General features: G+C 70.7%; 20 protein-coding genes. 3 read left to right on the top strand and 17 right to left on the bottom strand.

The features are described 5' to 3' along the window. Positions 1-125 precede the first annotated feature (125 nt). The 14 genes from AB0H83_RS44390 to AB0H83_RS44325 form a co-directional block, all read right to left on the bottom strand. A complete protein-coding gene (locus tag AB0H83_RS44390; protein ID WP_360107392.1) occupies positions 126-1,103 on the bottom strand; it encodes a glycosyltransferase family 2 protein in 978 nt (325 codons plus the stop codon). Continuing rightward, positions 1,100-1,921, bottom strand: coding sequence for a glycosyltransferase (locus AB0H83_RS44385; protein ID WP_360107389.1), 822 nt, complete (start codon positions 1,919-1,921; stop codon positions 1,100-1,102). The genes AB0H83_RS44390 and AB0H83_RS44385 overlap by 4 nt, the downstream gene beginning before the upstream one ends. A gap of 13 nt (positions 1,922-1,934) precedes the next feature. Beyond that, entirely contained in the window at positions 1,935-3,422 is a 1,488-nt protein-coding gene (locus tag AB0H83_RS44380; RefSeq protein WP_360107386.1) for an O-antigen ligase family protein, read from the bottom strand. After that, positions 3,419-4,438 (bottom strand): hypothetical protein, encoded by a 1,020-nt coding sequence (locus tag AB0H83_RS44375; protein WP_360107383.1) that lies wholly within the window; start codon positions 4,436-4,438, stop codon positions 3,419-3,421. The genes AB0H83_RS44380 and AB0H83_RS44375 overlap by 4 nt, the downstream gene beginning before the upstream one ends. Positions 4,439-4,492: 54 nt before the next feature. After that, a complete protein-coding gene (locus AB0H83_RS44370; protein ID WP_360107380.1) occupies positions 4,493-5,731 on the bottom strand; it encodes a glycosyltransferase family 4 protein in 1,239 nt (412 codons plus the stop codon). A 29-nt stretch (positions 5,732-5,760) separates the two neighbouring features. After that, entirely contained in the window at positions 5,761-6,636 is an 876-nt protein-coding gene (locus AB0H83_RS44365; protein ID WP_360107377.1) for a sugar transferase, read from the bottom strand. A gap of 58 nt (positions 6,637-6,694) precedes the next feature. Then, entirely contained in the window at positions 6,695-7,828 is a 1,134-nt protein-coding gene (locus AB0H83_RS44360; RefSeq protein WP_360107374.1) for a DegT/DnrJ/EryC1/StrS family aminotransferase, read from the bottom strand. Between the two features lie 38 nt (positions 7,829-7,866). After that, positions 7,867-8,874 carry a Gfo/Idh/MocA family oxidoreductase gene (locus tag AB0H83_RS44355; protein WP_360107371.1) on the bottom strand — a complete coding sequence of 336 codons (1,008 nt, stop codon included), beginning with the start codon at positions 8,872-8,874 and terminating at the stop codon, positions 7,867-7,869. Between the two features lie 419 nt (positions 8,875-9,293). Next, positions 9,294-10,544 (bottom strand): hypothetical protein, encoded by a 1,251-nt coding sequence (locus tag AB0H83_RS44350; RefSeq protein WP_360107368.1) that lies wholly within the window; start codon positions 10,542-10,544, stop codon positions 9,294-9,296. A gap of 20 nt (positions 10,545-10,564) precedes the next feature. After that, complete coding sequence (locus AB0H83_RS44345; RefSeq protein ID WP_360107365.1) at positions 10,565-11,875, bottom strand: glutamate-1-semialdehyde 2,1-aminomutase; 1,311 nt, start codon at positions 11,873-11,875, stop codon at positions 10,565-10,567. A gap of 8 nt (positions 11,876-11,883) precedes the next feature. After that, complete coding sequence (locus AB0H83_RS44340) at positions 11,884-13,497, bottom strand: lipopolysaccharide biosynthesis protein (protein WP_360107362.1); 1,614 nt, start codon at positions 13,495-13,497, stop codon at positions 11,884-11,886. A gap of 8 nt (positions 13,498-13,505) precedes the next feature. Beyond that, positions 13,506-14,492 (bottom strand): glycosyltransferase, encoded by a 987-nt coding sequence (locus AB0H83_RS44335; RefSeq protein WP_360107451.1) that lies wholly within the window; start codon positions 14,490-14,492, stop codon positions 13,506-13,508. 2 nt (positions 14,493-14,494) lie between these two features. After that, positions 14,495-15,679, bottom strand: coding sequence for a methyltransferase domain-containing protein (locus tag AB0H83_RS44330; RefSeq protein ID WP_360107359.1), 1,185 nt, complete (start codon positions 15,677-15,679; stop codon positions 14,495-14,497). Beyond that, positions 15,676-16,707 (bottom strand): SDR family oxidoreductase, encoded by a 1,032-nt coding sequence (locus AB0H83_RS44325; RefSeq protein ID WP_360107356.1) that lies wholly within the window; start codon positions 16,705-16,707, stop codon positions 15,676-15,678. Before AB0H83_RS44325 ends, AB0H83_RS44330 begins: the two co-directional genes overlap by 4 nt. A gap of 216 nt (positions 16,708-16,923) precedes the next feature. Here AB0H83_RS44325 and AB0H83_RS44320 point away from each other — a divergent pair, with 216 nt between their 5' ends. Genes AB0H83_RS44320 through AB0H83_RS44310 form a run of 3 tightly spaced genes read left to right on the top strand, consistent with a single transcriptional unit; the run spans position 16,924 to position 19,598 of the window. Further along, positions 16,924-18,156, top strand: coding sequence for a class I SAM-dependent methyltransferase (locus AB0H83_RS44320; RefSeq protein ID WP_360107353.1), 1,233 nt, complete (start codon positions 16,924-16,926; stop codon positions 18,154-18,156). Between the two features lie 3 nt (positions 18,157-18,159). Continuing rightward, the gene (locus AB0H83_RS44315; protein ID WP_360107350.1) at positions 18,160-18,972 is read left to right on the top strand and encodes a sugar phosphate nucleotidyltransferase; all 813 of its coding nucleotides are present in this window, start codon (positions 18,160-18,162) and stop codon (positions 18,970-18,972) included. Continuing rightward, complete coding sequence (locus AB0H83_RS44310; protein WP_360107347.1) at positions 18,969-19,598, top strand: PIG-L family deacetylase; 630 nt, start codon at positions 18,969-18,971, stop codon at positions 19,596-19,598. Before AB0H83_RS44315 ends, AB0H83_RS44310 begins: the two co-directional genes overlap by 4 nt. Here the strand turns inward: AB0H83_RS44310 and AB0H83_RS44305 are convergent. The 3 genes from AB0H83_RS44305 to AB0H83_RS44295 form a co-directional block, all read right to left on the bottom strand. Next, positions 19,595-20,953, bottom strand: coding sequence for a hypothetical protein (locus AB0H83_RS44305; RefSeq protein ID WP_360107344.1), 1,359 nt, complete (start codon positions 20,951-20,953; stop codon positions 19,595-19,597). The two genes, AB0H83_RS44310 and AB0H83_RS44305, sit on opposite strands and share 4 nt — an antisense overlap. Before the next feature lie 264 nt (positions 20,954-21,217). Next, positions 21,218-23,572: a hypothetical protein gene (locus AB0H83_RS44300; protein ID WP_360107341.1), complete on the bottom strand. Its 2,355-nt coding sequence runs from the start codon at positions 23,570-23,572 to the stop codon at positions 21,218-21,220. A 121-nt stretch (positions 23,573-23,693) separates the two neighbouring features. Beyond that, positions 23,694-24,941, bottom strand: coding sequence for a cell division protein DivIVA (locus AB0H83_RS44295; protein ID WP_360107338.1), 1,248 nt, complete (start codon positions 24,939-24,941; stop codon positions 23,694-23,696). Positions 24,942-25,605: the final 664 nt, after the last annotated feature.

The following is a 25,605-nucleotide window of genomic DNA, read 5'->3' as shown; positions in this document are numbered from 1 at the left end:
TACCCGCAGCGACGGCCAACCCGCAGCGACGGCCAACCCGCAGCGACGGCCAACCCGCAGCGACGGCCAACCCGCAGCGACGGCCAACCCGCAGCGACGGCCAACCCGCAGCGGCGGCGGGCCTGCTACGGCTGAGAGACCGAGCGGGTCGGCGCGGAGGAGTGCGCCGCCGGCGAGGACTGCGACGGGATGACCGGGGCGCCGGTCGGTGCGGGCCAGCCGTCCAACCACGTCGCCCGCTGGCGCCACACGTCGCGCCAGCCGGCGCCGGCGGTCGCGCGCAGCAGTACACCCGCGGACAGCAGCAGCCGGGCCAGCCGGGCGCGGCCGGGGGACCACCGGAGGCGGACGAACGTCGTCTTGCCCCGCAGTACCATGATCCGCTTGTTGACGGTGCTGGAGGCGGCGCCGCCGACGTGCAGCAGCTGCGCCTCGGGGACGAGGACGGGCCGGGCGCCCAGCTCGCGGGCGCGGGCGCTGAGGTCGATGTCCTCGCTGTACATGAAGTAGTCGGGGGTGAAGCCGCCCAGCTGCTGCCACAGCGGCCGGTCGATCAGCAGCAGGCAGCCGGACACCGCCGGCACCTCGCCGCCGATGGCGCGGTCGAGGCCGGGCAGCTCGTCGGGGTTGAACAGCGGCGAGCGCCGGCGCAGCGACGACAGGCCGGTGGCGAAGCAGACGTACCCCCACAGGCTCGGCAGCGCATGCACCGAGTGGCCGTCGTCGGTGTGGTCGGCGCGCAGCGTCCGGCCGGTGTAGATGCGGTGCTCGGGGTGGCTGCCGGCGAACTCGACGAGGGTGCGGATCACGTCGCCGACGGGCTCGGTGTCGGGGTTGATGAGCAGGATCCAGCGGCCGGTGGCCTGGGCGGCGCCGAGGTTGACCGCGTTGCCGAAGCCGACGTTCGTCGGCTGGCGCAGGACGCGGACCTCCGGGTAGGCGTGGCCGATCGCGGCCGCCGAGTTGTCGGTCGAGGCGTTGTCGACCACGATGATCTCGATCGGCACGGCGGTGCCCGCCTGCAGGCCCGCGAGGTTCTTGAGCGTCAGCTCGCGGGTGTTGTACGAGACGAGGACGACGCTGACGACTGGATCAAGGCTCACTGCTGCGCTCCGACTGCTCCGCGGGTGGACGTGTCGTGGCCCCATCCGACGTCGCTGCGGCGGGCGGCCCGCGATGCGGCGGCGGTGAGCGCAACGTAGCCCACCGCCGCGGGCAGAAGCCAGGGCCTGGGGAGCACGACGTCGCGCAACCACGAGGAGCGCGCCGCGGGACGGGCGGCACCTGCGGCGCGCAGGGCCGCGTTACCCGCTCGTACCCTGGCCAAACGCCGCACGAGGTCCGAAGTGCGGCGGGGGGTCTCGACGAGGGCGACGACCGCCGGCGTCTCGGCCTTCTCGCCGGGGCCGAAGAGCCCGTCCAGGTACAGGTCGTCGGCGACGATCTCGGGGAATGTGCCGAACCTGGCGCGACCGGCCTCGGACAGGGCGATGACGCCACGGCCGTAGAGCGCGTCGCGGTACGCGGGGAGCCGGCCGTTGATCGCGCTGTGCGCCTTCACCAGCAGCGGCCGGCCGCGGGTGTCGAGGGCCCGGCGCGCGGTCGCGGCCAGCAGCCCGGGCGTGCCGTCCAGGAAGGCGGCGAGGGTGCGCAGGTCGGCGGCGGTCAGCGGGATGTCCGCGTCGAGGTAGACGCGGGGGAAGCCCACCGCGACGGCGTCGCCCGCGTTGAGCGCGCCCGACTTGCCCGGCTCGGGGCGGTCGATGACCCGGACCCCGGGGCGGCGCGCGGCGATCGCGGCGGTGTCGTCGCTGCAGCCGTTGGCCACGACGGTGACGTCGATGTCGGGGGCGAGGATGCCGTCGAGGCAGCGGCCGATGACCGCCGCCTCGTTGTGCGCGGCGATGACGACTGAGATCACCGGTGCTCCAGAATCAACGTTGGAGGGCGCCGACGGCGGCGCCGCGGGTGGTGCGGGCCGGGTGCGTGAAGCGCCACATCGCGCCGGCGGCGCCGAGCTGCAGGGCGAGCACGACCACGAAGGTGCTGAACGAGAACGAGTCGAACGTGAGTCCGGTGAGCGCCGCGATGAGCGGCACAGCCGAGATGGCCGCGCACAGGTGGCGGTCGACCTCATTCTCCGCCCGGCGGAACGCGATGATCGCGAGGAACACGCCGGCGAAGTGCAGCACGACCATCCCGATGATGCCGAGGTAGCCGTTGTTCATGAGCGTCATCAGCCACTGGTTGTCCAGGTAGCGGTACAGCTCGGGAATGAACGTGCCGGTGCCCCGGCCCAGCCAGGGGCGTTCGGAGGCGTACTGGAAGACGATGGCGTAGTCGTCGGTGCGGCCCTTGATGCTCGGGTCGTCCTCGGCGTTGCTGAACAGCGACCGCAGCGTGCCCAGCAGGCCGGGCCGCACGACGGACAGCACGCCGAGCAGGCCCATGCTGACGACCACGACGTTGAAGCGGAAGCGCCAGTTCCACGCCGGCCACATGCACAGCAGGGCGATGCCGACGGCCAGGATGCCGGTACGCGACAGCGCGAGGGGGATCGAGCCGGCGATCACCAGCGTGGAGAAGAGGAAGAGCCGGCGCTCGAGCTTCGTCTTGGCGTAGCGGGCGTAGTGGATGCCCAGCGGCACCGCGAACGCCATGACCACGCTGAACTCGATGTAGTGCCCGGTGGTGCCGGCGACGCGGATGAGGCCGCCGCCGCCGCGGTCGGCGAGGCCGACCAGCTCGCCCTGCAGGGTCAGGCCGGGGATGATGATGCTCTGCGTCAGGTCCTTCTTGGTGATGAACTGCATGATGCCGAGCAGGGCGTTGAACGCGGTGCAGTACACCAGGACCCGCTGCACGTCGTCGAGGCGGTCGCGGGTCGGCACGCCGTCGGCGGTCATGAAGATGATGCCCATGAACGCGAGCGCGCCGAGCAGGGCGCGGTCGGCGGAGTTTGCCTCCAGCACCGGCATGCCGCGGAACTGGCCGGCCGCGTAGGACAGCAGCAGCGTCAGCGCGTAGACGACGAACGCCCAGCGCATCGGCTGCGGTCCGGTCATCGCCAGCCGTGGGTGCAGCTTGGACAGCAGCCACCAGACGGCCAGCAGCAGGCCGATCAGCAGGCCGGGGCGGCCGACCGAGGTCAGGTCCGGCACGACGAGCCGCGAGGGCAGCAGCTGGATCAGCACCACGACGAGCACGAGCAGCGACGCGGCGTCGATGTGGCTGCGCCGGCGGCGGGAGGCGTAGGTGCGCTCGTCGATGAGGACCGGCAGCAGGTCGGGCGACGGGCGGTAGGCCTGGACCCGCTTCCGCTTCGGCTTGCGCGGGAAGATCCGCAGGTCGTCGGGCGCCACCTGGGCCGGTGGCGCCTGACTACGTGTGCGGCTCTCGCCGGCCACGGCGCTGGAGGTCAACGGTTGCGCGCCTCGGCGTCCTTGTCGCGCCCCTCCCGGCCGGCCCACGGCGTGTTGCCCAGGGGCAGGATGATCGTCGCGTCGTCGGTCTCGACCCCGCGCCGGTCGTCGTCCGGGGCGATCTCGGCCTGCCGGTACGCCACGGTGAGGCCCGCGCCGGCGGGAGCGCCGCCGTTGCCGGTGGTGACCGTGCTCTTGATCCTCGTGCCGGTGCCGGTGCCGGTGCCGGTGCCGCTGGTGCTCAGCACCGCCGTCTCGTCCTGCTTGGCGACGGCGTTGCCGCCGCTGAGCCCGCCCCTGCCGGCGCCGTTGACGCGGCCGGCCGGTGCCCGGTCGGTGTCGGCGATGACGTCTGCTTCGTCGCCGGGCTCCGGGTCGTCCGACCTCCGGCGGCGCAGCAGCTGGGTGCGGGCCCGGCGGCGCAGGATGTTGTCACCGACGATGGTCACCGCGGCGGTGAGCAGCAGACCGACGCCGATGATGACGACCGCGGCGCGCTTGACCTTCGAGGAGACGACCTCGATGGTGTCGCCGGCGTCGAGGACCTGGGTGCTGATCGCGCGGCCCGCCTTGGGCTTGTACCGCGCCTGCATCTCCTCGACCTCGCGGGTGATCTGCTTCTCCAGCCGCTGCACGGTCGCCTGGGCGGCCTCGGGCGTGGTCGCGGTCGCGGTCACCGTGAGGATGCTGGAGCGGTCCTCGGCGGCCACCTCGAAGTTCGTCGAGAAGCCCTCGCCCTCGATCTCCTTGTGGGTCTGGTTGGTATTCAGCGAGATCGACAGGGCCTTGGCCATGATGTCCTCGCCGACCTCGACCCAGGTGTTGGTCGACTGCAGCTCGGCGGGGGTCAGCGGGGTGCGGTCGGCCGGCGGGATCAGCATGATCTGGCCGGTCGAGGTGTAGTCGGGCTTGATGGTGAGCAGCGCCCAGCTGGTCGCGGCGAGGGTCAAGATGATCATCGGCGCCATGAGATACCAGCGACGACCCATCAGCTTGGCGAGATCCCAGAGGTCCACGTCATCCCCTCACACAAGCACGGTCGCCGGGCGGGCGGTATTCGTCTGCGCTCATCACTGTCGTTGTTCTGCCTGACTGACGTCCGCGGGTCCGGCTTGCCGAATGATCGCCGATCCCGCTTTGTACCTCTCACGACGGGTGGACAGCAACTCGTCCCATAGCCGGACATAAGCCGCCGCCTGGTGTTCCCAGGCCAGAGTATTGCGGAACCGCGCGAGCGCGACGTTGCGCATCGACGCGCGTGCCACCGGGTCGTCCAGCAGGCGGTGCAGCGCACCGGCGAACTCCTCGGGGGTGCCGTTGGCGACGTAGACCCCGGCGTCACCGGCGCTGCGCCGGGTCTCCCGCATGTCCACACCGACGACCGGCAGTCCCCGGGCGAGGTATTCGACGGTCTTCGCCATTGTCGACACCTCGGCGTGCGCACTGCGAGGGTCTGGCTGCAATCCGACGGAAGCGGTGCGCAACAGGCGGTCGATCTCCTCGACGCCGAGCCAGCCGGTGAACTCCACGACGTCCTCGAGCTTGCGCTCGACCGTCAGCGCCTTGAGGCTCTCCAGGCACTCGCCGTCACCGGCCACGACCAGGCGCCAGCCCAGCCGGCCGCGCAGCTCGACCAGGCGCTCGGCGGCCAGGATCGCGTTGTCGACGCCGTCCTGCGCACCCAGGACACCCAGGTAGACGATGGTGTGGTCGTCGATGTCGGACGGGGCCGAGGCGACCGGCTTGACCTCGGCGGCCGAGGGGCCGTTGCGGACCACGACGACCCGGGACGGGTCGCAGCCGCCGCGGCTGATCGCCAGCTCCCGGTAGGACTCGTTGGTCGACACGACCGCCGAGGCGGCCCGCTGCGACCACTTCTCGAAGCGCAGCAGCACCTTGTCCAGCAGCGAGCCCGGACGGCCGCCGCGGGCCTGGTACACCTCGGGCGACAGGTCGTGGTGGTCGAACACCCACGGGCGGCCCAGCATCCGCATGAGCAGTGCGAGGGGGAAGAAGACGTCCGGCGGGTTGCAGACCTGGGCGGCGACGGCCCGGTCACGCACGACGGCGGCCATCAGGTGCCAGCCGATGCACACGAACGACCACGCGAACTCGACGGCGAAGGACACGGCGCCACCGGAGGACTCGTACATCCGGTACGAGCGGACCTTCGCGTCGACGGTGCCCGGCACCTGCGTGATGCGGGTGACCCCGCGCGGGCAGATCACCGTGACCCGGTAGCCGGCGGCCTCCAGGGCCTTCACCTCACGGATGACCCGCCGGTCCCGCTCCACCGGCAGATTCGCCACCGCAATCACGACATGGAGCCGTGGATCTTTCACCGTGCCACCGATCGGTTGAAGACCACTCCGACGGTCCGCCAGAGGATCGAGATGTCATACCAGACCGACTTCTTCTCGACGTACTTGACGTCGAGTTCGAGGGCGGCCTTGAAGTCCAGGGTGCTGCGGCCGGAGACCTGCCACAGGCCGGTCATACCGGGCCGGCACGCGAAACGCCGCTCCGCCTCCGGCGGGAAGAGGTCCGCCTCCCACGCCAGGACCGGGCGCGGGCCGACGAGGGACATCTCGCCGCGCACCACGTTCCACAACTGGGGGAGCTCGTCGATGCTGGTGCGCCGCAGGAAGCCGCCGATGGGCGTGATCCGCGGGTCGTTCACCAGCTTGTAGACGCCCTGCTCGCCGCCGTCGACGTCGTCCTCGGAGGTGAGCATCTTCTTGACGAACTCGCGGTGCTGGGCGTCGCTGTTCTTGTTGCTCATCGTGCGGAACTTAATGATCTTGAACGTGCTCCGATGCAGGCCCAGCCGCTCCTGGCGGAACAGCATGGGGCCCTCGCTGGTCCACTTGACCGCGAGCGCGACCACGATCAGCACCGGCGACAGCGCGGCGAGGATCGCCAGAGCGACCAGTGCCTCGACGAACTGGCGCATCGACCGCCGCGGGATGAGCGAGCGGCCCTCCCGGTGTCCCTGGATCAACCCCCAGCCGCTGCCGACCTTGCGCAGCACCCGCTGCGGCATCGGGATCTCCACCGTCGCGTCGTCGGCGAGCTCCGCCGCGCCGGTGGCCGGCTGCGGCAGGGATGAGATCACGACGGTGGTGTCGTCGGACGAGGCGTCCGAAGCAGTGTCGGAAGGGGCGGTGGCGGGCGGGGTGCTCAGTGTTGCGTCGACGGCCTGTGACGCGGTCAACAGCGACACCTCCTCACTGTGCGTTGGTGCGACAACGAACGAGCGAGCTGACGGAAGATCAGAGCGCGGTGATCGCCTTGGCGAGGTGGTCCGCGACATAGGAGACCTCTTCGTCCCGCAGGTGCGGGAAGAAGGGGAGGGAGAGGATCTCGGCGGCGGCCTGCTCGGCCGCCGGAAGGCTGACGGTCTGGTCGGTAGCGTATGCGTGCTGCCGGTGGCACGGAACCGGGTAATGGACCCCGGTGCCGATGCCGGCCTCGTCGAGCAGGCGGCGGACGGTCTCCCGTCCGGGCACCCGCGCGACGAGGAGGTGCCACGCGCTGTCAACCCCCGGCAGTGGTGCCACCAGCGGGATGCCGTGCGCGGCGAGTGCCTCCGCGTAGACCGACGCGACGCGCCGGCGCTGTGCCGTGCCTGCGTCCAGGTCGGCCAGCTTGCGCCGCAGGACGGTCGCCTGCAGCGCGTCGAGCCGGCTGTTGCGCCCGATGTAGCGGTGCTCGTAGTGGTCGGTGCCTTCGGACCGGCCGTGGTTGGCCAGCGACCGGATCCGTGAGGCGAGCTGAGCGTCGTCGGTCACGACCGCGCCGCCGTCGCCCCAGGCGCCGAGGTTCTTGCCCGGGTAAAAACTAAACGTTCCGGCGACGCCGTAGGAGCCGGCTCGAACCTTCTCACCCAGGGCGTCATGCCCGGCCGGTGCGTCGGCGCCGTGCGCCTGCGCGGAGTCCTCGATCACGGCGAGGCCGTGCTTGGCCGCGAACGGCAGCACGTCGCCGGGCGGCACCATGTGCCCGTAGAGGTGCACCGGGATCACCGCGGCGGTCCGCTCGGTCACGCCGGCCTCCAGCGAGGCGGGGGTGACAAGGAGGCTGACCGGGTCGACGTCGACGAAGACCGGGGTGGCGCCGGTGGCCGCGACGGCGGAGGCGGTCGCGATGAACGTGTTGGCCGGCACCAGGACCTCGTCGCCGCCGCCGATGCCGAGCGCCCGCAGCGTCAGCTCGATCGCGTCGGTGCCGTTGGCGACGCCCACGGCGTGCGTGGTGCGGCAGTACGCCGCGAAGTCCTGCTCGAAGGCCTCGACGGCCGGCCCGCCGATGAAGCGGGAGTTGCCGGCCAGCGTGCGCACCTCCGCGACGACGTCCTCGACGATCGACGCGTGCGGTGTGGCGAGGTCATTGAACGGGATACGCACGGACGTGGGGTCCTTTCTCAAGGGCTGTGGAGCGCCGGTCAGACGGTGGCTGGCTGGGACAGGTTGACGGTGCGGCCGGTGGCCATCGACTCGGCGGCGGCCTCCAGGACCTCCACCACGGCCAGCCCGCGGCGGCCGTCGACCTGCGGGTTGCGGCCGGTGATCGCCGCCTGCACGAAGTCGCGATCGACCTCGCTGAGGGGCTCCGTCATCGGGATGTGCGGCGCGGTGATGCCGCCGTAGCGGTACGACATCGGCACGGTGCCGTCGAGCGGGGCGCCCTGGACGCCCTTGTCGTAGATGCGCAGGCGGCCCTCGTCGAGCATGTCGTCGTACACGGCCATGCGCTGGCTGCCGACCACGGTGACGCGCCGGACCTTCGACGGGTCCAGCCAGCTGACGTGGATGTTCGCGGTGGCGCCGATCGCGCCGTACTCCAGCCGCAGGTACGCCACGTCCTCGAAGGGCGTGCCGGCGTGGCTGGCGCCCCAGGCGCTCACCGCGGTCGGCGTGCTGTCCAGCACCATGTTGATGATCGAGATGTCGTGCGGCGCGAGGTCCCACACGACGTTGACGTCGGGCTGGTAGAGGCCGAGGTTCAGCCGCGCGGTGTCGATGTAGTAGATCTTGCCGAGCTCCTCGGCGGCGACCATGTCGCGCAGGTGCTTGACCACCGCGTTGTGCTCGAAGGTGTGGCCGGTGGCCAGGGTGAGCCCGGCCTCGTCGGCCATCGCGACCAGCTCGCGGGCCTCGGCGGTCGAGGCGGTCATCGGCTTCTCGACCATGACGTGCTTGCCGGCGGCGAGCAGTCGCTTGGCCAGCGGCGCGTGCGAGCGCGGCGGCGTGGCGATGATCGCGGCGTCGATGAGGTCGATGACCTCGTCGAGGCTGGTGACGCACAGCGCGCTCGGGTACATCCGGCGCAGCGGCTCGATCCGCTCCGTCTGGGCGTCGATCGCGACGACCAGGGACACCTCGGGCAGCGAGGACAGCACGCGGACGTGCTTCGCTCCCCAGTAACCGCAGCCGATGACGCCAACCTTCATGACCGACCCTGCTCCCGATGGAAAATACGTCGCGGCGCCCCCACAGGCAGTCGCCTAGCGACACTGGCGGATAACGCGTCGGCGGGGCAAGTGGGCACTGGCAATCTCGCCGTGTCGCATTCTTTACATGCCTCTTTTAACGGAACATGAAATGCCGTTTGACGCGCTCAAGAACAACAAAAGCAGCAAATTACATATATGGTACTTATGTGACTAAACGGACAAGAGTGATCTCCTGTTGCGCAGCTCAGCGTACATCTGGGCCCTGGAATGTGAATCCTGTTCCGGGGTGCAGAGGCCTCCGTCGTTCCGTCAGCCAAGGCTGTCCGAACGGTCGAGGAAATTCATGCCTTAACTCTGGAGTGGATCATAGTTTGCCTGATAATTGCTTGCGCACCGATGACCGCAATGCCAGAGGGTTATTTCCTGTCGACATAGTCACACGGCAGCGCAACATGCCATCCCGGCGCGGCCAGCGGGGTCACCTCGATCGACACGGTGCCCGCCGGGTCGGCGGCGCAGGCGGTCCGCGCGCCCTCCAGCCCGGTGTGCCAGGCCGGCCCGTCCGCGCGGGTGTTGTCCACCCGGAAGTTCACCGCGCACACGACCAGCACCAGCGCCGCGAGGATCCGCACCCCCACCACGTCGTTGAGCAGGGCGACCAGGGTGACCAGCAGCAGCAGGGCCGGCGCCACGTTGTAGCGGGGGGTGGCGATGCCGCTCAGCGCGACCGGCGCGATGTAGACCAGCGCGCTGTGCACTCCGGCCGCGATCACCAGCGTCCACCGTGGACGGATGACCTTGCGCAGGCCCAGCACCAGCAGCGTGCCGATCAGCAGCCACGCGATGGCGGCGAACACCAGGCTGCGCGCGCCGATCGTCTGGCCGACCCACCGCTCGCCGAACAGGGCCGTCGGCGCGGCACGCAGTATCGACCCGGTCACCGCCCGCACAGGGTCCGGCGTCAGGCCCTCCCGCTCGCTGGCCCCGGTGAGCAGCCCGAGCACCTGGACGGCGAAGGGCACCACGAACGCGACGGCCTTCGCCACGGCGTACCGGTCCCGGTGGAACCACAGCACGAACGCGACGAGCGGCAGGTAGACCCCGGTGAGGATGTCGCTGCCGACGACGAGCACGATCCCGGCGCAGGACAGCACCTTGCCGGCCATCGACTCCGGGCGGCACAGCAGGAACCAGAACAGCACGTACAGCCCGGTCCAGTGCAGGTTCGCGGGCGAGTTCAGCACGTCACCCTGCGCCATCGGCAGGACCGCGACCGGCACCGAGACCACCAGCCGGGCCACGGTCGAGGACAGGTACTCCCCGCTGAGGGCGTACGCGGCGATCGCGAAGACCGTCGTGACCAGCGCCGCGCCGATGGCGAGCGCGGCCGCCGCCTGCGAGGGCGGCAGCAGCGCGGCGACGCCGGCGATGAGCCGGGCGACGAGATGGTAGTAGCCGGCGTAGGACGTGGTGAACGCCCCGGCGCCGTCGCGCACCGCCTGGGTCAGGAAGATCTCGCCGTCCTCGGCCCAGATCGTGTCCAGGGCGCCGGGCCCGGCCTGCCGCAGGATGGAGGCGGCCGTGCCGAGCACCAGCGCGCCCACAACGGCGGCGGCCTTCACCGGTGTACGGCTGCCGCGCCGGACCTCTTCTTCCTGCTCGACCACTGCGACCACGGTGCGCCCCCCTACACGTACGGGCGGAAGACGGGCTTCACGGCACGGCCGACCAGGTACCCCTCGACGCCGTCACTCAACGCCTTCGCGTAGACGGCCAGGGCCCCGTCGACCGCCTCGATGGTGCGGTCGATGTCGGCGTCGGTGTGCGAGTAGCTGACCACGAACGACGGCGCGATCACGCCACGGCGGATCAGCTCCTGCAGGAACAGCGTCCGGAACGCCTGTGACCGCTCGCCGGCGGCGTCCTTGGTGACGTAGATGAGGTTGCTGTCGCGCCCGGCCACGCCGACGAAGTCCTCGACCCCGTGCGCGGCCGCGGCCGCCCGCACCCCGTCGGCGAGGCGCCGGCCCTGCCGGTGCAGGTGCTCGATGACCGGTTCCCGCTCGTACACGTCGAGGACCGCCATCGCCGCGGCGAGCGTGTGCGTGTCGGCACCGTACGTGGTGGACAGCAGGAACACCCGCTCCCGGTCGGTGTGCAGGCCGCCGAGCGCCATGACGTCGGCCCGGCCGACGAGCGCGGCGACCGCGAAGCCGTTGCCGAGCGCCTTGCCGTAGCTGGTCAGGTCCGCCTGGACGCCGTGCACGTGCGACGCGCCGCGCACGTGCCAGCGGAACCCGGTGATGATCTCGTCGATGACCAGCAGGATGCCGTGCCGGTCGCACAGCGCCCGCAGGCCGGCGAGGAAGCCCGGCGCGGGCGGCTCGGTCGTCTCGACCTCCTGCACGAGGCAGGCGATCTGGCCCGGGTGCGCCGCGATCAGCGCCTCCACGCCGGCGAGGTCGTTGTAGCGGTACCGCAGCGTCAGGGCGCGGACCGCGTCGGGGATCCCCGCGGGCATCCCGGTCGTGCCGATGAACCAGTCGTCGGTGGAGAAGAACGGATGGTCGCCGCAGACCGCGACGAGGTCCCGGCCGGTGTACGCGCGGGCCAGCTTCACCGCGGCGGTCGTGGCGTCGGAGCCGTTCTTCGCGAACTTCACCATCCGGTCGGGCACGCCGAGCGCGGTGCGCAGCCGCTCCGCCGCGGTCAGTTCGATGGTCGCCGGGCGGCTGAAGTTGAGCCCCTCCGCCATCTGCCGGGCCGCGGCCTGCACCACTGGCGCGTAGCCGTGGCCGAGCGTGACCGAGCGCAGCCCCATCCCGTACTCGATGAACTCGTTGCCGTCGGCGTCCCAGACGTGGCAGCCGTCGCCCCGGACGATGAAGCCCGGCGCCTCCTCGGGGAACTGGTCGTCGCCCTTGGCATAGGTGTGCGCCCCACCGGGGATCACCGCGTGCGCGAGGGGGCGCAGGCGGTTGGACTCGTCGAACAGCAAGACCGCTCCTACTTCTTTCTGAGCACTGGTTGGACCTTCCGCATGACCATCCCCCGTATACGCGTGTCCAGGGCGAGCAGCAGACCGGCGGAGATGCCCGTGGCCAGCACGCCGTAAACCACGAATTTCAGCACCCACGGCCCGCCGACGAGGTCGAGCCGGTCGACCGCGAAGGGCACCAGGAAGCCCGTCGCTCCCGCGAGGAACGCCGGCACCGTCGGGCCGAGGATCTGCCAGGTGTCGACCTTCAGCACCCGCACGAAGGTGATGTACATCATCAGGATCGTGATCGACAGCTCCAGCCCAGCCATCCCCAGCGCGATCGCGACGACCTGCTCGCGGTCGTCCTTGGAGCCGTGCAGCAACTGCCCGATGAAGTAGAACGTGGTCACGCCGACCGCGAGCTGGAACCACGACAGCGCGGTGTTGATCCCGGGCCGGCCGACCGCCTGCAGGGCAGGGCCGAGCAGCACCCCGTACACGTTGACGACGCCGACGATGCACAGCAGCTGCATGGCGGTGCCGGCCGGCGACCACTCCGGGCCGAGCAGCGCGACGAGTGGCTTCGCGGTGGCCGCGAGGATGCCCAGCGCGGGCAGCCCCGTGACGGCGGACACGTGCAGGATCTTGGCCAGCCGCTCGCCGAGCTCGACCGGGCTGCGCTGCAGCCTGGCCAGCTCAGGCAGTGACACCTGCTGCAGGGACCGGCTGGTCACCTCGGTGAGCATGTCGGGCAGGCGCTGCGCGAGGCGGTAGAGGCCGACCGCGGTCGAACCGAAGAGCTTGCCGATCACCAGCACGTCGATGCGGATCGCGAGGAACACGCCGATGCCACCGAGGGCGGTCTGCGCCGAGAAGCCCCACAGGTCCTTGATCGCCTGACGCGGCATCCGACGGCGCGGCCGCCAGTCGGTGACCGACCACAGCACGACGGCGCCGACGACGCCGGTGACCAGCTGCTGCGCGACCAGCGCCCAAACCTGATAGCCGGCGAACGCCATCGCGATGCCGACGACGCCGCCGAGCGCGGTGGCGATCAGCATCCGGATCGCCAGCGGCCGGAACGTCATCCTCCTGCGCATGATCGCCTCTGGCACCACGGTGAGCCCCTGCAGGAGGATCAACGGAGTCAACGCGATGCAGACGGCCGTGACCTGCGGCTGGTCGTTGAACGCCGCCCACAGCGGTGCCGCGCCGGCGGCGAGGCCGGTCAGCACGACGCTGCCGATCATGATGAGCCAGAACCCGGCGTCGAGGTGGTCGCCCTCCAGCTTCTCCCGCTGGATGATCGTGGTCATCAGGGTCTGCTGGAGCAGCATCTGCGTGAGCATTACGAACAGCAGCGCGGTCGTCAGGACGCCGAGCGCGTGCGGGCCGAGCATGCGCGCCAGCACGAACGTGACGATCATCGTGGTGCCGAGCCGGCCGGCGGTCAGCGCGTAGGACCAGAAGATCGCCGACTTCAGCCGCGTGCGCGGCGCCTCCTCGCTGTCGGGCTCCGCCGGTGGCGGCGCCGGCGGCGTGAGGGCAGCGATCTCGGCGGTGCGGTCGAGGTCGACGGTGCGGTCGAGGTCGACGGTGCGGTCGAGCGGATCGACGGTACGGTCGACGCTCTGACTCATGCGGACTCCTAGGCCTGCTGCTGGTCGTGCGGCTGGTCGGTCGGCGGCCGCTGGGCCGGCCGCTGGGCCGGCTGCTCCCACGGCGGCGGGGCGATCGGCGTGCGGGTGATCGAGCGGCGGATCCGGCCCAGCTTGGCCCGGCCGCGGCGGGTGCCCCACGAGGTGAGGAACGCCCCGGTCGCGGCGGCCCGCTCCGTCACCGGCAGCTCGTTGCTGAGCAGCGCCTTGGTGATCTCCCAGGTCATCCTGGTGTGGTGGCTCTGGTCGCTGGCCGGCTTGCGCTTGCGGTTCTTGCCCTTGGCCGCGCCCGGCTCCAGCCACTCGAGCACCTCGTCGGTGTCGCGCTGGGCGCCGAACGTGTTGGTCGCGTGCATCCGGCGGAAGAACAGCCGCTGCGGCACCTGGATGAACTCGCCGCGCAGCGCCAGCTCGTGCAGCATCCGCACGTCGCTGGACAGGAACGGCCCGAGCAGCCGGGTCTTGCGCAGCACGTCGGTGCGGATCACGCCGAAGACCTCGTTGCAGAGGTTCCACTTGCGCGCGTACCAGCTCACCCGGCTGCGCGAGCGCAGGTCGTGGGTGTCCATGGCGTCGTCCCACGGGCCGATCTCGTTGCCGTCGCTGTCGATCAGCATCGTCTGCGGGAAGGCCAGGATCGCCTCGGGGTGCGCGTCGAGCGCCTCCACGCACCGGCTGATCAGCGTCGGCGCGGCGAGGTCGTCGTGCGCGGCGAGGCGGAACAGCTCGCCGCGGGCCAGCTGCACCACCCGCCGGAAGTTGCCGGCCTCGCCGAGGTTCTCCGGGTTGCGGTAGATCCGGATCCGCTCGTCCTTGGCGGCGTAGCGCTCAAGGATCTCCCACGTGCCGTCGGTGGACAGGTTGTCGCACACGACGATCTCGTAGTCCGGGTAGTCCTGCGCCAGCATCGACTCGATCGCCAGCGGCAGGTACTTCTCGACGTTGTACGTCGTCATGCCGATCGTGACCCTGGGCATGATCACGCCACCAGGATCTCGGCGGTGACGCCAAGGTCCGCCAGGGACTTGGCGATCTCGTCCTTGTAGGCCGGGTTCGTGATCACGACGGCCTTCGGCTGCAGCGTCGTCAGCGTCGACGGCGGGTCCACCCGGTGCCCGGTGACCGGCAGGAACCGGCCCCACTTGCGCGGGTTGAGGTCCACCACGCCGTGCAGGCCCAGCTCGCGGTCGGCGAGTGTGAGGAACTGCACGCCGCGCGAGCCCGCGCCCCACAGCACCGGCCGGGCGCCGTCGGCGTTGAGCTGCGCGATCGTGGTGCGCCAGCGCTCCCGCTCGGCGTGGTGCCGCTCCGCGAAGCCGGCGATCGCCGCGAGCTGCTTGTCGCGGGCCCGCATGGACGGCAGCTCGCCGGTGTGCGCGACGTGACCGCCGGCACGGGGCCGGTTCGCCGACACCTCGATGTAGCGGAACATCCCCGAGAACAGGGTGCCGGTCGACTCGACCGTCCAGCCGGCCCGGCCGAAGATGCTCGCCAGGGAGTACGCGTCGAAGTACGAGACGTGCGGGTAGATGACCTCCCAGCCGGCGGTGGCGAGGTCGTACACCGCGTCGGGGACCTCGACGTAGCCGAAGACCTCGCGCCCCTTCGCCTGCTCCCGCAGGTCGACCAGGAACTCGTACGGGTCGTCGAGGTGCTCGAACCAGTGCCGCGAGGTGAAGAAGTCGTACTCCGGCAGGCCGCCGCCGCGTGGGGCGAGCGCGCTGTGGAAGGTGCTGGCCCCGCTGGTGCCGGTCTCGCCGGCGTACATCGCGTCGTAGCCCACGCCGGTGGCGCCGCCGACGTGGGTCAGCTCCTTGAGGAACTCGCCCTGGCCGCAGCCGATGTCGAGCACGAGCTTGCCGGTGAGGTCGTACCGCTCGCTGAGGCTCTGCACCAGGTCCGCGGAGAACCGCTGGAACGCGGGGGAGAAGTGCAGGTTGGTGTCCATCGTCGTGTCGTAGACGAGCTTGTCCGGCTCGAACGCGATGTTGCGCACGTACGCGCAGCGCGGGCAGTGCGCCAGCTCCATCCGGCCGACCGGGGACGCGACGGCGTCGCCGTGGGCCTCCCAGTGCACGCCGCACAGGACCGGGATGTCACCCAGGTCCGCGAACGGCACGAGCCGCTCCTCGCCACACGCGTCACACAACCGATCGGTGCTCATGCCGCCACCCAGCGCAGGTCGTTGTCGAGCTTGCCGGCGGCCATGAGGGCCTTGATCCGTTTGATGCGCTGGTGGGTCTCGCTGCCGAACTGCTCGATCGTCAGGCCGTGCCGCTGGTACTGCTCGATCAGCTGCTCGACGCCGAGCTTCACGGTCCACTTCGGCTGGAACTCGGGCACCTCGACCGCGATCAGGTCGCAGGTGACCCGGTAGTTGCGCAGGTCGGTGCCCGCGCCCTCGGCGAAGGTGACCTCGCTGCCCGGCACGACCTCGGCGACCAGGTTGGCCACGTCGCGGATCAGGTAGTTTTCGCTGCTCTTGCCGATGTTGTACGCCTTGGCGTGCACCCGGCCCCGGTCGACCTCCAGCAGCGCCAGGAACGCCGCGGAGATGTCCTCGATGTGCACCAGGGGGCGCCACGCCTTGCCGTCGGACAGCAGCCGCACCTGCCCGGTGAGCAGCGCGTGCGCGGCGAGGTCGTTGACCACCAGGTCGCCGCGCAGCCGGGGCGAGAAGCCGTAGGCCGTGGAGTTGCGCAGGAACACCGGGGAGAAGTCGTCGTCGGCGAGCTCCAGCAGGCCCTGCTCGGAGAGGATCTTCGACTCGCCGTAGGGCGTCACCGGCTGGAAGCCGGCCGTCTCGTCCAGCGGGGTGTCGTCGGCGCCCTTGCCGTACAGCGAGCAGGACGACGAGAAGAGGAACCGCTGCACCCCGGCGGCCTTGGCGGCCTTCGCCAGGCGGATCGTCGAGCGGTGATTGACGTCATACGTCAGGTCGGGGTTGAGGTTGCCCAGCGGGTCGTTGCACAGCGCGGCGAGGTGCACGACCGCGTCGAATCCCGTCACGTGGGACGGCTCGACATCGCGCAGGTCCACCCGCAGCGTCTTGACCTCCTCGGGCGCCGGCCCGAGCACGCAGTCCGCGAACAGCCCCGTGTCGAGACCGACCACCTCGTGCCCGGCCTGCCGGAGTATCGGCACCAGCACGCTGCCGATGTATCCGTCGTGACCAGTGACGAGTACGCGCATGGCAAAGCTCCCGAACGCTCGGCGGGTGGAAGGCGAGTCTATGAGGGACCGAAAGTGCCCTCGGTGGTGTGTCGGACTTCTTACTCTGGCGTTGAACAGCAGACTTCTGTGACCGCTAGCTTCTTGGCTTGGATTCTGCCTTAGGCTGACGCGTCCACATCTTGCTCCTGCGGTATAGCTGGGAGCCTAGCGCCAACGATTATTTTGGGGGGACGCATGCCCGTTGTCTCGTGCCGGCTCTGTGGCGCCGAGCTCACCGAGACCTTCGTCGACCTCGGTATGTCACCATTATGTGAGAGCTACGTGCCGGCGGACCGGGTCGATGCCCCGGAAACGTTCTACCCACTGCACGTGCGCACCTGCTCTGAGTGTCTGTTGGTGCAGCTCCCGGCGTACGTGGCGGGTGAGGAGATCTTTTCCGACTACCTGTACTTCTCATCCTATTCATCATCCTGGGTGGAGCACGCCCGGCGGTACTCCGTCTCGATGATCGAGAAGCTCAACCTAACGGCCGAGAGCCTGGTCGCCGAAGTGGCCAGTAATGACGGGTACCTTCTGCAGCATTTTGTGGCCGCGGGTATTCCCGTGATCGGCGTCGAGCCGGCCGGAAATGTCGCGGCGGTCGCCCGCGAAAAGGGGATCCGGACCGAGGTCTGCTTTCTCGGGCCGGAAACCGGCGAATCGGTCGCGACGCAATACGGTCGCGCCGATCTGGTGGCGGCAAATAACGTTTATGCCCACATTCCGGACATTATCGGCTTCAGTCAGGGCCTGGCGAATTTGGTCAAACCGGATGGATTGGTCACGCTGGAGTTCCCGCACCTGCTCCGTCTGATCGAGCGGCGGCAGTTCGACACCATCTACCACGAGCACTACCAGTACCTGTCGCTGCTCACCGCGTCACGGGCCCTCGCCAAGGGCGGGCTCGCCGTCGTGGACGTCGAGGAGCTCGACACGCACGGCGGGTCGCTGCGGGTACACGCGAAGCACACCGAGACCGCGGGTGAGCCGTCGGTCGCCGTCAAGGCCGTCCTCGACGCCGAGGCCGCCGCGGGGCTGCACACCTTCGAGGGGCACCAGGGCTTCGCCGGCGAGGTGTTCACCATCAAGCGCGACCTGCTCGACTTCCTCATGCGGGCCCGCGACGAGGGCAAGCGGGTCGTCGGCTACGGCGCCCCCGGCAAGGGCAACACGCTGCTCAACCACTGCGGCATCCGCGAGGACCTGCTCGAGTACACGGTCGACCGGTCGCCGCACAAGCAGGGCATGTTCCTGCCCGGCACGCACATCCCGATCCACGCGCCGGAGCGCATCGCCGCCGACCGGCCCGACTACGTCCTCGTCCTGCCGTGGAACCTGCGCACCGAGATCAGCGCGCAGCTGTCCTACGTGCGCGACTGGGGCGGCAAACTGGTCTACCCGATCCCGGCACTCGACGTTGAGGGGTAGTTCGTGAAGGTCGTCCTGTTCTGCGGTGGTCTCGGCATGCGGATGCGCGAGGGCACCAGCAACGCGCCCAAGCCGATGGCCATGATCGGCGACAGGCCGCTGCTCTGGCACGTCATGCGCTACTACGCGCACTTCGGGCACACCGACTTCGTCCTCGCCCTCGGCTATGGGGCCGCGGTCGTCAAGGACTACTTCCTGCACTACGACGAGACGTTGTCCAACGACTTCACCCTCGTCGGCGGCAACCGTGACGTGCAGCTGTTCTCGACCGACATCACCGACTGGAACATCACCTTCATCGACACCGGCCTCAAGGCCACGATCGGTGAGCGGCTCATGCGCGTGCGCAAGTACGTGGAGGACGAGCCGATGTTCCTGGCCAACTACGCCGACACGCTGACCGACGCGCCGCTGCCGGAGATGGTGGAGCGTTTCCGCGCGTCCACGGCCGCGGTCAGCATGCTGGCGGTGCCGCCGGTCTCCACGCACCACGTGGTGGAGATGGGCCCCGACGGCTCCGTCTCGCGGGTCCGGGACTTCCGCGAGCTGATGACCTGGGAGAACGGCGGCTACTTCATCATGCGGCCGGAGATCTTCGACGTCCTGCGGGAGGGCGAGGACATGGTGCCGCACGCCTTCGACCGGCTCATCCCGGACCGGAAGCTGCTGGCCCAGCAGTACGACGGGTTCTGGCGGGCGGTCGACACGTTCAAGGACCGTGCCGAGATGGAGGAGGCCTACAACCACGGCAACTGTCCGTGGATGCTGTGGGACTCCACCCGCCGCCCGTCCCTCGTCCCGACGCAGCGCGCATGATCGGCTTCTCGCTCGCCGGCGTGCGGTCCGTCGTCGCCCTGGGTGCCCACCCGGACGACATCGAAATCGCCGCCGGTGGGCTGCTGCTGTCCCTGCCCGCCGGCGTCACCGTGCACTACGTCCTGGCCACGGGGGTGCCGGCCCGGCAGGACGAGGCCCGGGCCGCCGCCACCGCGTTCGTGTCCCAGGGCACCGTCGAGTTCCACCTGCACGACCTGCCCGACGGCCGCCTACCGGCGCACTGGAATGCGACCAAGGAGATCGTCGAGGCCGCCGCCCGGCTCGGCACCCCGGACCTGGTGCTCGCCCCGTCGACCGACGACGCGCACCAGGACCACCGGCTGCTCGGCTCGCTCGCCTCGACCGCGTTCCGGGACTCCCTGGTCATGCACTACGAGATCCCGAAGTGGGACGGTGACCTGTCCCGCCGCAACATGTACGTGCCGTTGACGCCCGACCAGGGCCGGCGGAAGGTCGCGCTGCTGCACGAGCACTTCCCGTCGCAGAAGGACCGCGACTGGTGGGACGACGAGGTGTTCCTCGGCCTGGCCCGGATCCGCGGCATGGAGTGCCGGGCGCACTACGCCGAGGCGTACACGGTCACCAAGTCCGTGGTGCGCTTCTAAGGCCCTTCGGTGATGGGCCTGCCGCTGTCGAGGTAGACGTTGCTGGCTTCCCACGTGACGCCCCGCAGGTCCTCGTTGGAGGCGGGCCCGTACCGGCTGTTCTGCACGAACACGTTGTTGCGGAACACCACGTTCTCCGCCTTCGTGTCCGGCCGCAGGTTCACCGTGTAGTTGCCGCCGGTGAACAGGTTGCCCTCGACCAGCAGGTTGCTGAGCTTCGGGGCGGTCTCGGAGCCGAGCTGGAAGCCCGCGTTGAACGGGTCGTTCGTGACCGGGTTGAACGCCTCGAGCGTGTTGTGCCGCACGATCATGTGCTCGCCGCCGGTCGTCTGCAGGATGTCCTGGTGGTCCTTCTCATCGGTGAAGACGAGATCGTGGATCCAGCTGTCCTCGATGACGGCGCCGTCGGAGACGCGGGGGCCCTCGTTGAGGTGGTGCATGTTGACGCGGCGCATCGTGTAGTGGCCGAAGCCGAGGCCGAGCCCCTCGCCCTCGCCTACCACCTCGGAGTCCTCCAGGAGCAGGCTCGCGCCGGGCACCACGTCGTCGAACACCCGGATGATCATGCCGCCCTCGTTCTTGCAGCTGATCTTCGACCGCTTGATCGTCACGTTCTTCGCCTTGATGTCCAGGCAGTCGGTGAGGATCTTCCCGTCGATGACGGTGTTGTCCTGGGTGATCGCATATTGGCCCGTGTACGGCGTGAGCTCCGTCCCCGCCGGCACGCCCGTGTTGTCGGGGCCGGGCCAGGGCTTCGCGGCCTTGACCGGGCCGGCGACCAGGCCGGCGCCGGTGGTCGGGCGCTTTTTGCCGGACTCCGTGAAGGCGTAGCTCGCCCTGTACGGCTGGTCGTCGACCGTCGAGTCGCTGACCGTCGCCGGGGCGCCGGCGTAGTGCTGGAAGCCGGTCGCGCAGCCGTGGACCTTCACCTTCGTGGCGGTGTAGCCGCCGTTGCCGACGCCCACCATGTCCTTGCCGTCGCAGTACACCTCCGTGTTCTCCACGACGGTGCCGCTGACGCCCGGGAACACCCGGATCGCGACCGTGCCCTGGTGCCGCACGGTCGAGTTGACCACCTTGACGTTGTCGGCCTTGATGTGCAGCGCCGTGGTCAGCTGCTGGCCGTCGACGACGGTGCCGGCGGTGCTGATGACGGTGGCCTTCTCGGTGCCGCCGCTGGACTGGCTCTGCGAGTCGCCCGACATGTACTGCACGACCGCGAACGTGCCGGCGGCCACCACGAGCACGACAGCGACGCCGATCGCGACGCGGACGGTGAGCCGGCGCTGCCGGGAGGGTGCAGCCATGTGACGCCCGGGGCGGTCTCGTTGCACCTGCTCCGTGCTGCTGCTCACACGACCTCCCGCTGTACGTTACCCGGCGCGCAGACCCGCGGACGATACGTGATCCGCCGTCGCGTCCTCAACCTGAGTGTCGGCTTTCCGCACCTGGCGCACGGGGGTTTCGCGGTTTCGGGCAGTTCTCCGGCCTGATCGGCTTGCTTGCTTCACCCGGCTTGCTCGGCTTTCCCGGCTCACCCAGTTCGCTCGGCTTACCGGCTCCTCGGCTTACCCCGCTCCTCGGCTTACCCCGCTCCTCGGCTTACCCCGCTCCTCGGCTTACCCGGCTTGCTCGGCGGCGACCTTCACCTTGCCCTTGCCGTTGCCGTTGCCGTTCGCGGCCGGGGTGGCCGTGTCCTTGTCCTTGGGGGTGGCGGCCGGCGCGGCCTGGGCGGCCTCGGCGCGGGCGGCCTCAAGGATCGCCTGGGCGGCCTGCTCGGCCTCCGCCACGGTCTTCGCGGCGCGCTCGGCGGCCTCGGTGCCGGCCGCGGTCGCCTTCTCCTCGATCTCCTGCACCCGCTGTTGCGCAGCGGCGGCCTTCTCCTCGATCTCCTGCGCCCGTCGCTGCGCCGCGGTGGCCTTCTCCTCGGCCTGCCGCAGCCGCTCCTCGGCCGCGGCAACCTTCTCGCTCAGGGCCTCGGCGTCCACGGCCTGCTGCCGCAGCTCGGCCAGGCGTGCCTCGGCGGCCGCGACCTGGGTCGTCAGCTCCGTCTCCTGCGCCCGCAGCCCGGCCAGCTCGGTGCTCAGCGCCGCCTCGGCCTGGGCGGCCTTGCTGGTGAGAGACGTCTCCTGCTCGCGCAGCTCGGCCAGGCGGGCCTCGGCGTCGGCGGACTCCTGGAGCCGCTCGCGGAGGGCGGCCTCCTGCGACTGCACCTCGGCCAGCCGGGCCTCCGCCTCGGCGAGCTTCGCGGTGGCCGCCTCGACCTTGGCGGCCTGCTCCTCGGCGGCCTTGGCGTCGGCGGCCGCCTGCTGCTTCGCGGCGGCCTCGGCGTCGGCCTTCGCCTTGGCCGTGACGGCCTCCGCGTCGGCCTTGGCCTTCGCGGTGGCTTCGTCCGCCGCGGCCCTGGCCTTGGCGGTGGCCTCCTCAGCGTCCGCCTTCGCCTTCGCGGTGGCCTTGTCGGCCTCGGCCTTCGCCTGGGCGGTCGCGGTGGCCTGTGCGGCGGCGGTTGCCTCGGCGGCGGTCATGGCCGCCGCGGCCTCGGCGCGCAGTGCGTTGGCCTCGGCCTTCGCGACGGCGCGCAGCCCCTCCGCCTCGGCCTCGGCGGCCGCGCGGACCTCGGCGAACTCCCGCTGCGCCGCGGCGCGCAGCTCGGCGAGCTCGGCGTCGTGGGTGGCGCGCAGGTCGCGCAGCTCCTGCTCGATCGCGGTGCGGGCGGCGGCCGCCCGGGCCGCGGCGTCGGTGTCGGCCTTGCGGGTGGCCTCGTCGATGTTCTTGCGGTGCTCCTCCGTGGCGGCGGCGTGCGCCTCGGCGGCGGCGGCCTCCGCCTTCGACACGGCCGTGTCGGCGATCGCCTTCGCCTGTGCGGCGGCCTGCTCGGTGACGGCGGTCGCCGACTGCTCCGCCTGGGCCGCGACGGCTGCGGCGGTCGCCTCCGCCTGGGCGGTGACGGTCGCGGCGTGCTCCTCGGCCTGCGCGGCGACGGTGGCCGCGGCCTCCTGTGCCTTCGCCGCGACGGCTTCGGCCGCCTCCTGGGCCTGCGTGGTCACCGTCTCGGCCTGCTGCTGCGCCTGCGCCGTGACCGCCGCCGCCTGCTGTTGCGCATCGGCGGTGAGCGCCGCCGCCTGGGCCTGCGCCTGGGCGGTGACGGCCTCGGCCTGCTGCTTCGCCTCGGCGGTCAGCGTGGTGGCCTGCTCCTGCGCCTGGGCGAGGAGAGCGGCGGCCTGCTGCTCGGCCTCGGTCCTGACGGTCGTCGCGTGCTGCTGCGCGGCGGCGGCGTCCTGGTCGGCCTGGGCACGGACCTGTGTCGCGTGCTGCTCGGCGCTCGCGCGCAGCGCCTGCAGCTCCTGCTCCGTCCGGTGCCGGGCCTGCTCGAGCTGCGCGGTGACCTCGGCGGTGATGCGCTGCGCCTCGGCGTGGGCGTGCGCGACGATCCGCTCGGCCTCGGCGCGCGAAGCGACGGCCCGCTCCTCGATCGCGCGGGTCTCCGCCTCGAGGGCGGCGCGACGCTCCGTAACCGCGCGCTCCTCCTCCGCACGCCGGGCGGCGAGGGCGAGCTCGAAGTCCTCGTTGGCCTTGGCGGCCCGCGTGCGGGCGTCGGCGAGCAGCCGCTCGGCCTCGGCGCGCAGCCCCGAGATGTCCTGCACGGCGTTGGCGCGGATCGCCTCGGCCTGGTCCTCGGCGAGGCCGAGGATCTGCTCGACCCTGGCGCCGAGATGACGGAAGGAGACCTCGCCCACAGGACCGCGCCGGCGCAGGTCGGCGAGCTCCATCTGCAGCTCCTGGACCTGCGAGGCGAGCGCCTGGACCTGGCCCCAGACCTCTTCGTTCTCCAGCTTCAGGGCATGGATCTCGTTCTCCGACTGCGTCCAGTACTTGTCGACCTGGCTGCGGTTGTACCCACGCAGTGCGGTCTCGAAGTCCGGCTCAGAGGAGACGCCGCCCGGGCCCGTGTCGAAGAGGTCGCGGTCTGACATAACACCTATCCTCACACGCAACGTCCCGCCACGCGCAATTACGCACCGCGCATGACGGGACGTGCGATCGAACTCCCCGTGAATGATCGAGAAGCGGCCTGATCACCGCGTCCCGCGAGCGTCAGGCGGAGACCTTCTCGCCGTCTCCGGACTTGCCCTTCTTCGCGTCGGCCGGGCCACCCTGCTGCGGGGGCTGGACCGACGGCATGATCCCGGCGAGGCCGGAGAGCATCTGACCCAGCTGCGAGGTGACCGCGTCCTTCTGGCGGGTGAGGTCGTCGACCTCGCGCCGGGCGCGCTGCGTCGTCTCCTCGGCCTCGGCACGCGCCTCGCTGAGCTGGCGGTGCGCCTCGGCGCGGGCCTCGTTGACCGTCTTGTCGGCGAGGTTCTTGGCCTTGTCGAGGGTCTCGGCGGCGGTGCGCTCGGACTCGACCCGGCGCGCCTCGGCCCGCTGCTCGATCTCCTTCGCACGGTCCTCGGCGGCCCGGGCGCGGCTCTCGGCCTCGTTGACGAGCTTCTGCGTCGCGGCGACCGCGGAGGCGTGGCGGGCGGACTCGTCGCGCTCCGCCTTCTCCTGCCGCTCGGCGATCTCCAGGGCGAGGGACTGCAGGTCCTTGTCGCGCTTGTCGCGGGCGTCGGTCAGCAGCTTCGTCGCCTCGGCGCGCTTCTCCTCCGCCTCGCGGGCGGCCTTGGCGCGCAGCTGGGTGATCTCCCGCTCGGCGGTGGCCCGCAGCGTCGCCACCTCGCGCTCGACGGTCGCCTTCAGCTCGGCGACCTCGTGCGCGGTGGCCGTGCGCAGCTGCTTGGTCTCGCGCTCCGCGTCGGCGCGCAGCGTGTCGGCCTCGCGCCGGGCCTGCACCCGGACCTCGGCGGCCTCCCGCTCGGCGGCGGTGCGCAGGTTGCCGGCCTCGCGCTCGGCGGTCGCCTTCATGGCGGCGGACTCGGCCCGCGCCTTGTCGGTGATCTCGCGAGCCTCGAGCCGCGCGGCGGAGATGATGCCCTCGGTCTCCCGCTTGGCCTCGCCCCGGTGGTCGTTGGCCTGCTCCTCGGCGAGCCGCAGGATCTGCTCGACCCGCGTGCCCAGCCCCGACAGCGTCGGCCGGTTGTTCTCCTCCAGCTGCTTGTTGGTGTCGCTCAGCTTCTGCTCCATCGTGCCGAGCCGCTGCTCGGTCTGACGGATGCGCCGCTGGGCCTCGGCGAGGCGGCTCTCGGCCTCTTCGCGAGCCTGGTTGGACTGCTGGAGCTGCGCGTTGATCCGCTGCAGCTTGGCGTCGACCTGGGCGCGGTCGTAACCACGCAGGACCACACTCAGCTCTTCGTGATCCGAGCCGTTCTGAAAGAAGTCAACCGAGGACTGCTGCTGGGGCATTGGCACATACTTGCAGACCACGGGGGGGCTTTCGCAAGGGTCCAACGGCACTCATCCGAGATGGTCACAAGGTCAACTTCACCGGGGCAGGACACGCCACGTCTTTGTCACGCTTTGTCGGCGTGTCGGGTGACCGTACGGCCAGGTCAAGCTCACCGAACGGCGGGCCTTCCAGGCCAATGCCCATACCCTCACCCGCCCCGGATGACACGCCCCGCGACCCCCCGCCACCCCCGGCCGGCAGGCTAAAGCCCGGCCGCCGTAGGGCAGCGACCGCCGTAGAACAGCGACCACCGGGATGCCGCGCCCACGCGCGTGATCTTGCCCGGTTGATCGAAGTCGCGGGGTGGTCGCCCAGGCGGCCGGGGCGCGACTTGGATCACGACGGTGGTCCGGCCGGCGCGACGGCGACCCCGGGATGCCGCGCGCACACGCGTGAGGCTGCCGCGCGCAGGCGGTGCGAGCTCGCTTGTGATCTTGCCCGGTTGATCGAAGTCGCGGGGTGGTCGCCCAGGCGGCCGGGGCGCGACTTGGATCACGACGGTGGTCCGGCCGGGTGGGGCGGCGAGCACCGGCGATGCCGCGCGCACGCGCGTGAGGCTGCCGCGCGCCAGCGCAGGCAGTGCGAGCGCAGCGAGCATGGGGGGCTCCGGGGTGGGAACCC

The sequence above is a fragment of the Dactylosporangium sp. NPDC050688 genome, from assembly GCF_040654515.1.
Classification (GTDB): domain Bacteria; phylum Actinomycetota; class Actinomycetes; order Mycobacteriales; family Micromonosporaceae; genus Dactylosporangium.
The sequence above is the reverse complement of the archived record's forward strand: the minus strand, read 5'-3'. Positions and strand labels throughout refer to the sequence as shown.

Bases quoted from the DNA above. Each gene is read 5' to 3' on its own strand.
- AB0H83_RS44300 (WP_360107341.1), bottom strand. From the start codon at position 23,572: ATGTCAGACCGCGACCTCTTCGACACGGGCCCGGGCGGCGTCTCCTCT.
- AB0H83_RS44320 (WP_360107353.1), top strand. From the start codon at position 16,924: ATGCCCGTTGTCTCGTGCCGGCTCTGTGGCGCCGAGCTCACCGAGACC.
- AB0H83_RS44325 (WP_360107356.1), bottom strand. From the start codon at position 16,707: ATGCGCGTACTCGTCACTGGTCACGACGGATACATCGGCAGCGTGCTG.
- AB0H83_RS44310 (WP_360107347.1), top strand. From the start codon at position 18,969: ATGATCGGCTTCTCGCTCGCCGGCGTGCGGTCCGTCGTCGCCCTGGGT.
- AB0H83_RS44340 (WP_360107362.1), bottom strand. From the start codon at position 13,497: ATGAGTCAGAGCGTCGACCGTACCGTCGATCCGCTCGACCGCACCGTC.
- AB0H83_RS44335 (WP_360107451.1), bottom strand. From the start codon at position 14,492: ATGCCCAGGGTCACGATCGGCATGACGACGTACAACGTCGAGAAGTAC.
- AB0H83_RS44295 (WP_360107338.1), bottom strand. From the start codon at position 24,941: ATGCCCCAGCAGCAGTCCTCGGTTGACTTCTTTCAGAACGGCTCGGAT.
- AB0H83_RS44330 (WP_360107359.1), bottom strand. From the start codon at position 15,679: ATGAGCACCGATCGGTTGTGTGACGCGTGTGGCGAGGAGCGGCTCGTG.
- AB0H83_RS44355 (WP_360107371.1), bottom strand. From the start codon at position 8,874: ATGAAGGTTGGCGTCATCGGCTGCGGTTACTGGGGAGCGAAGCACGTC.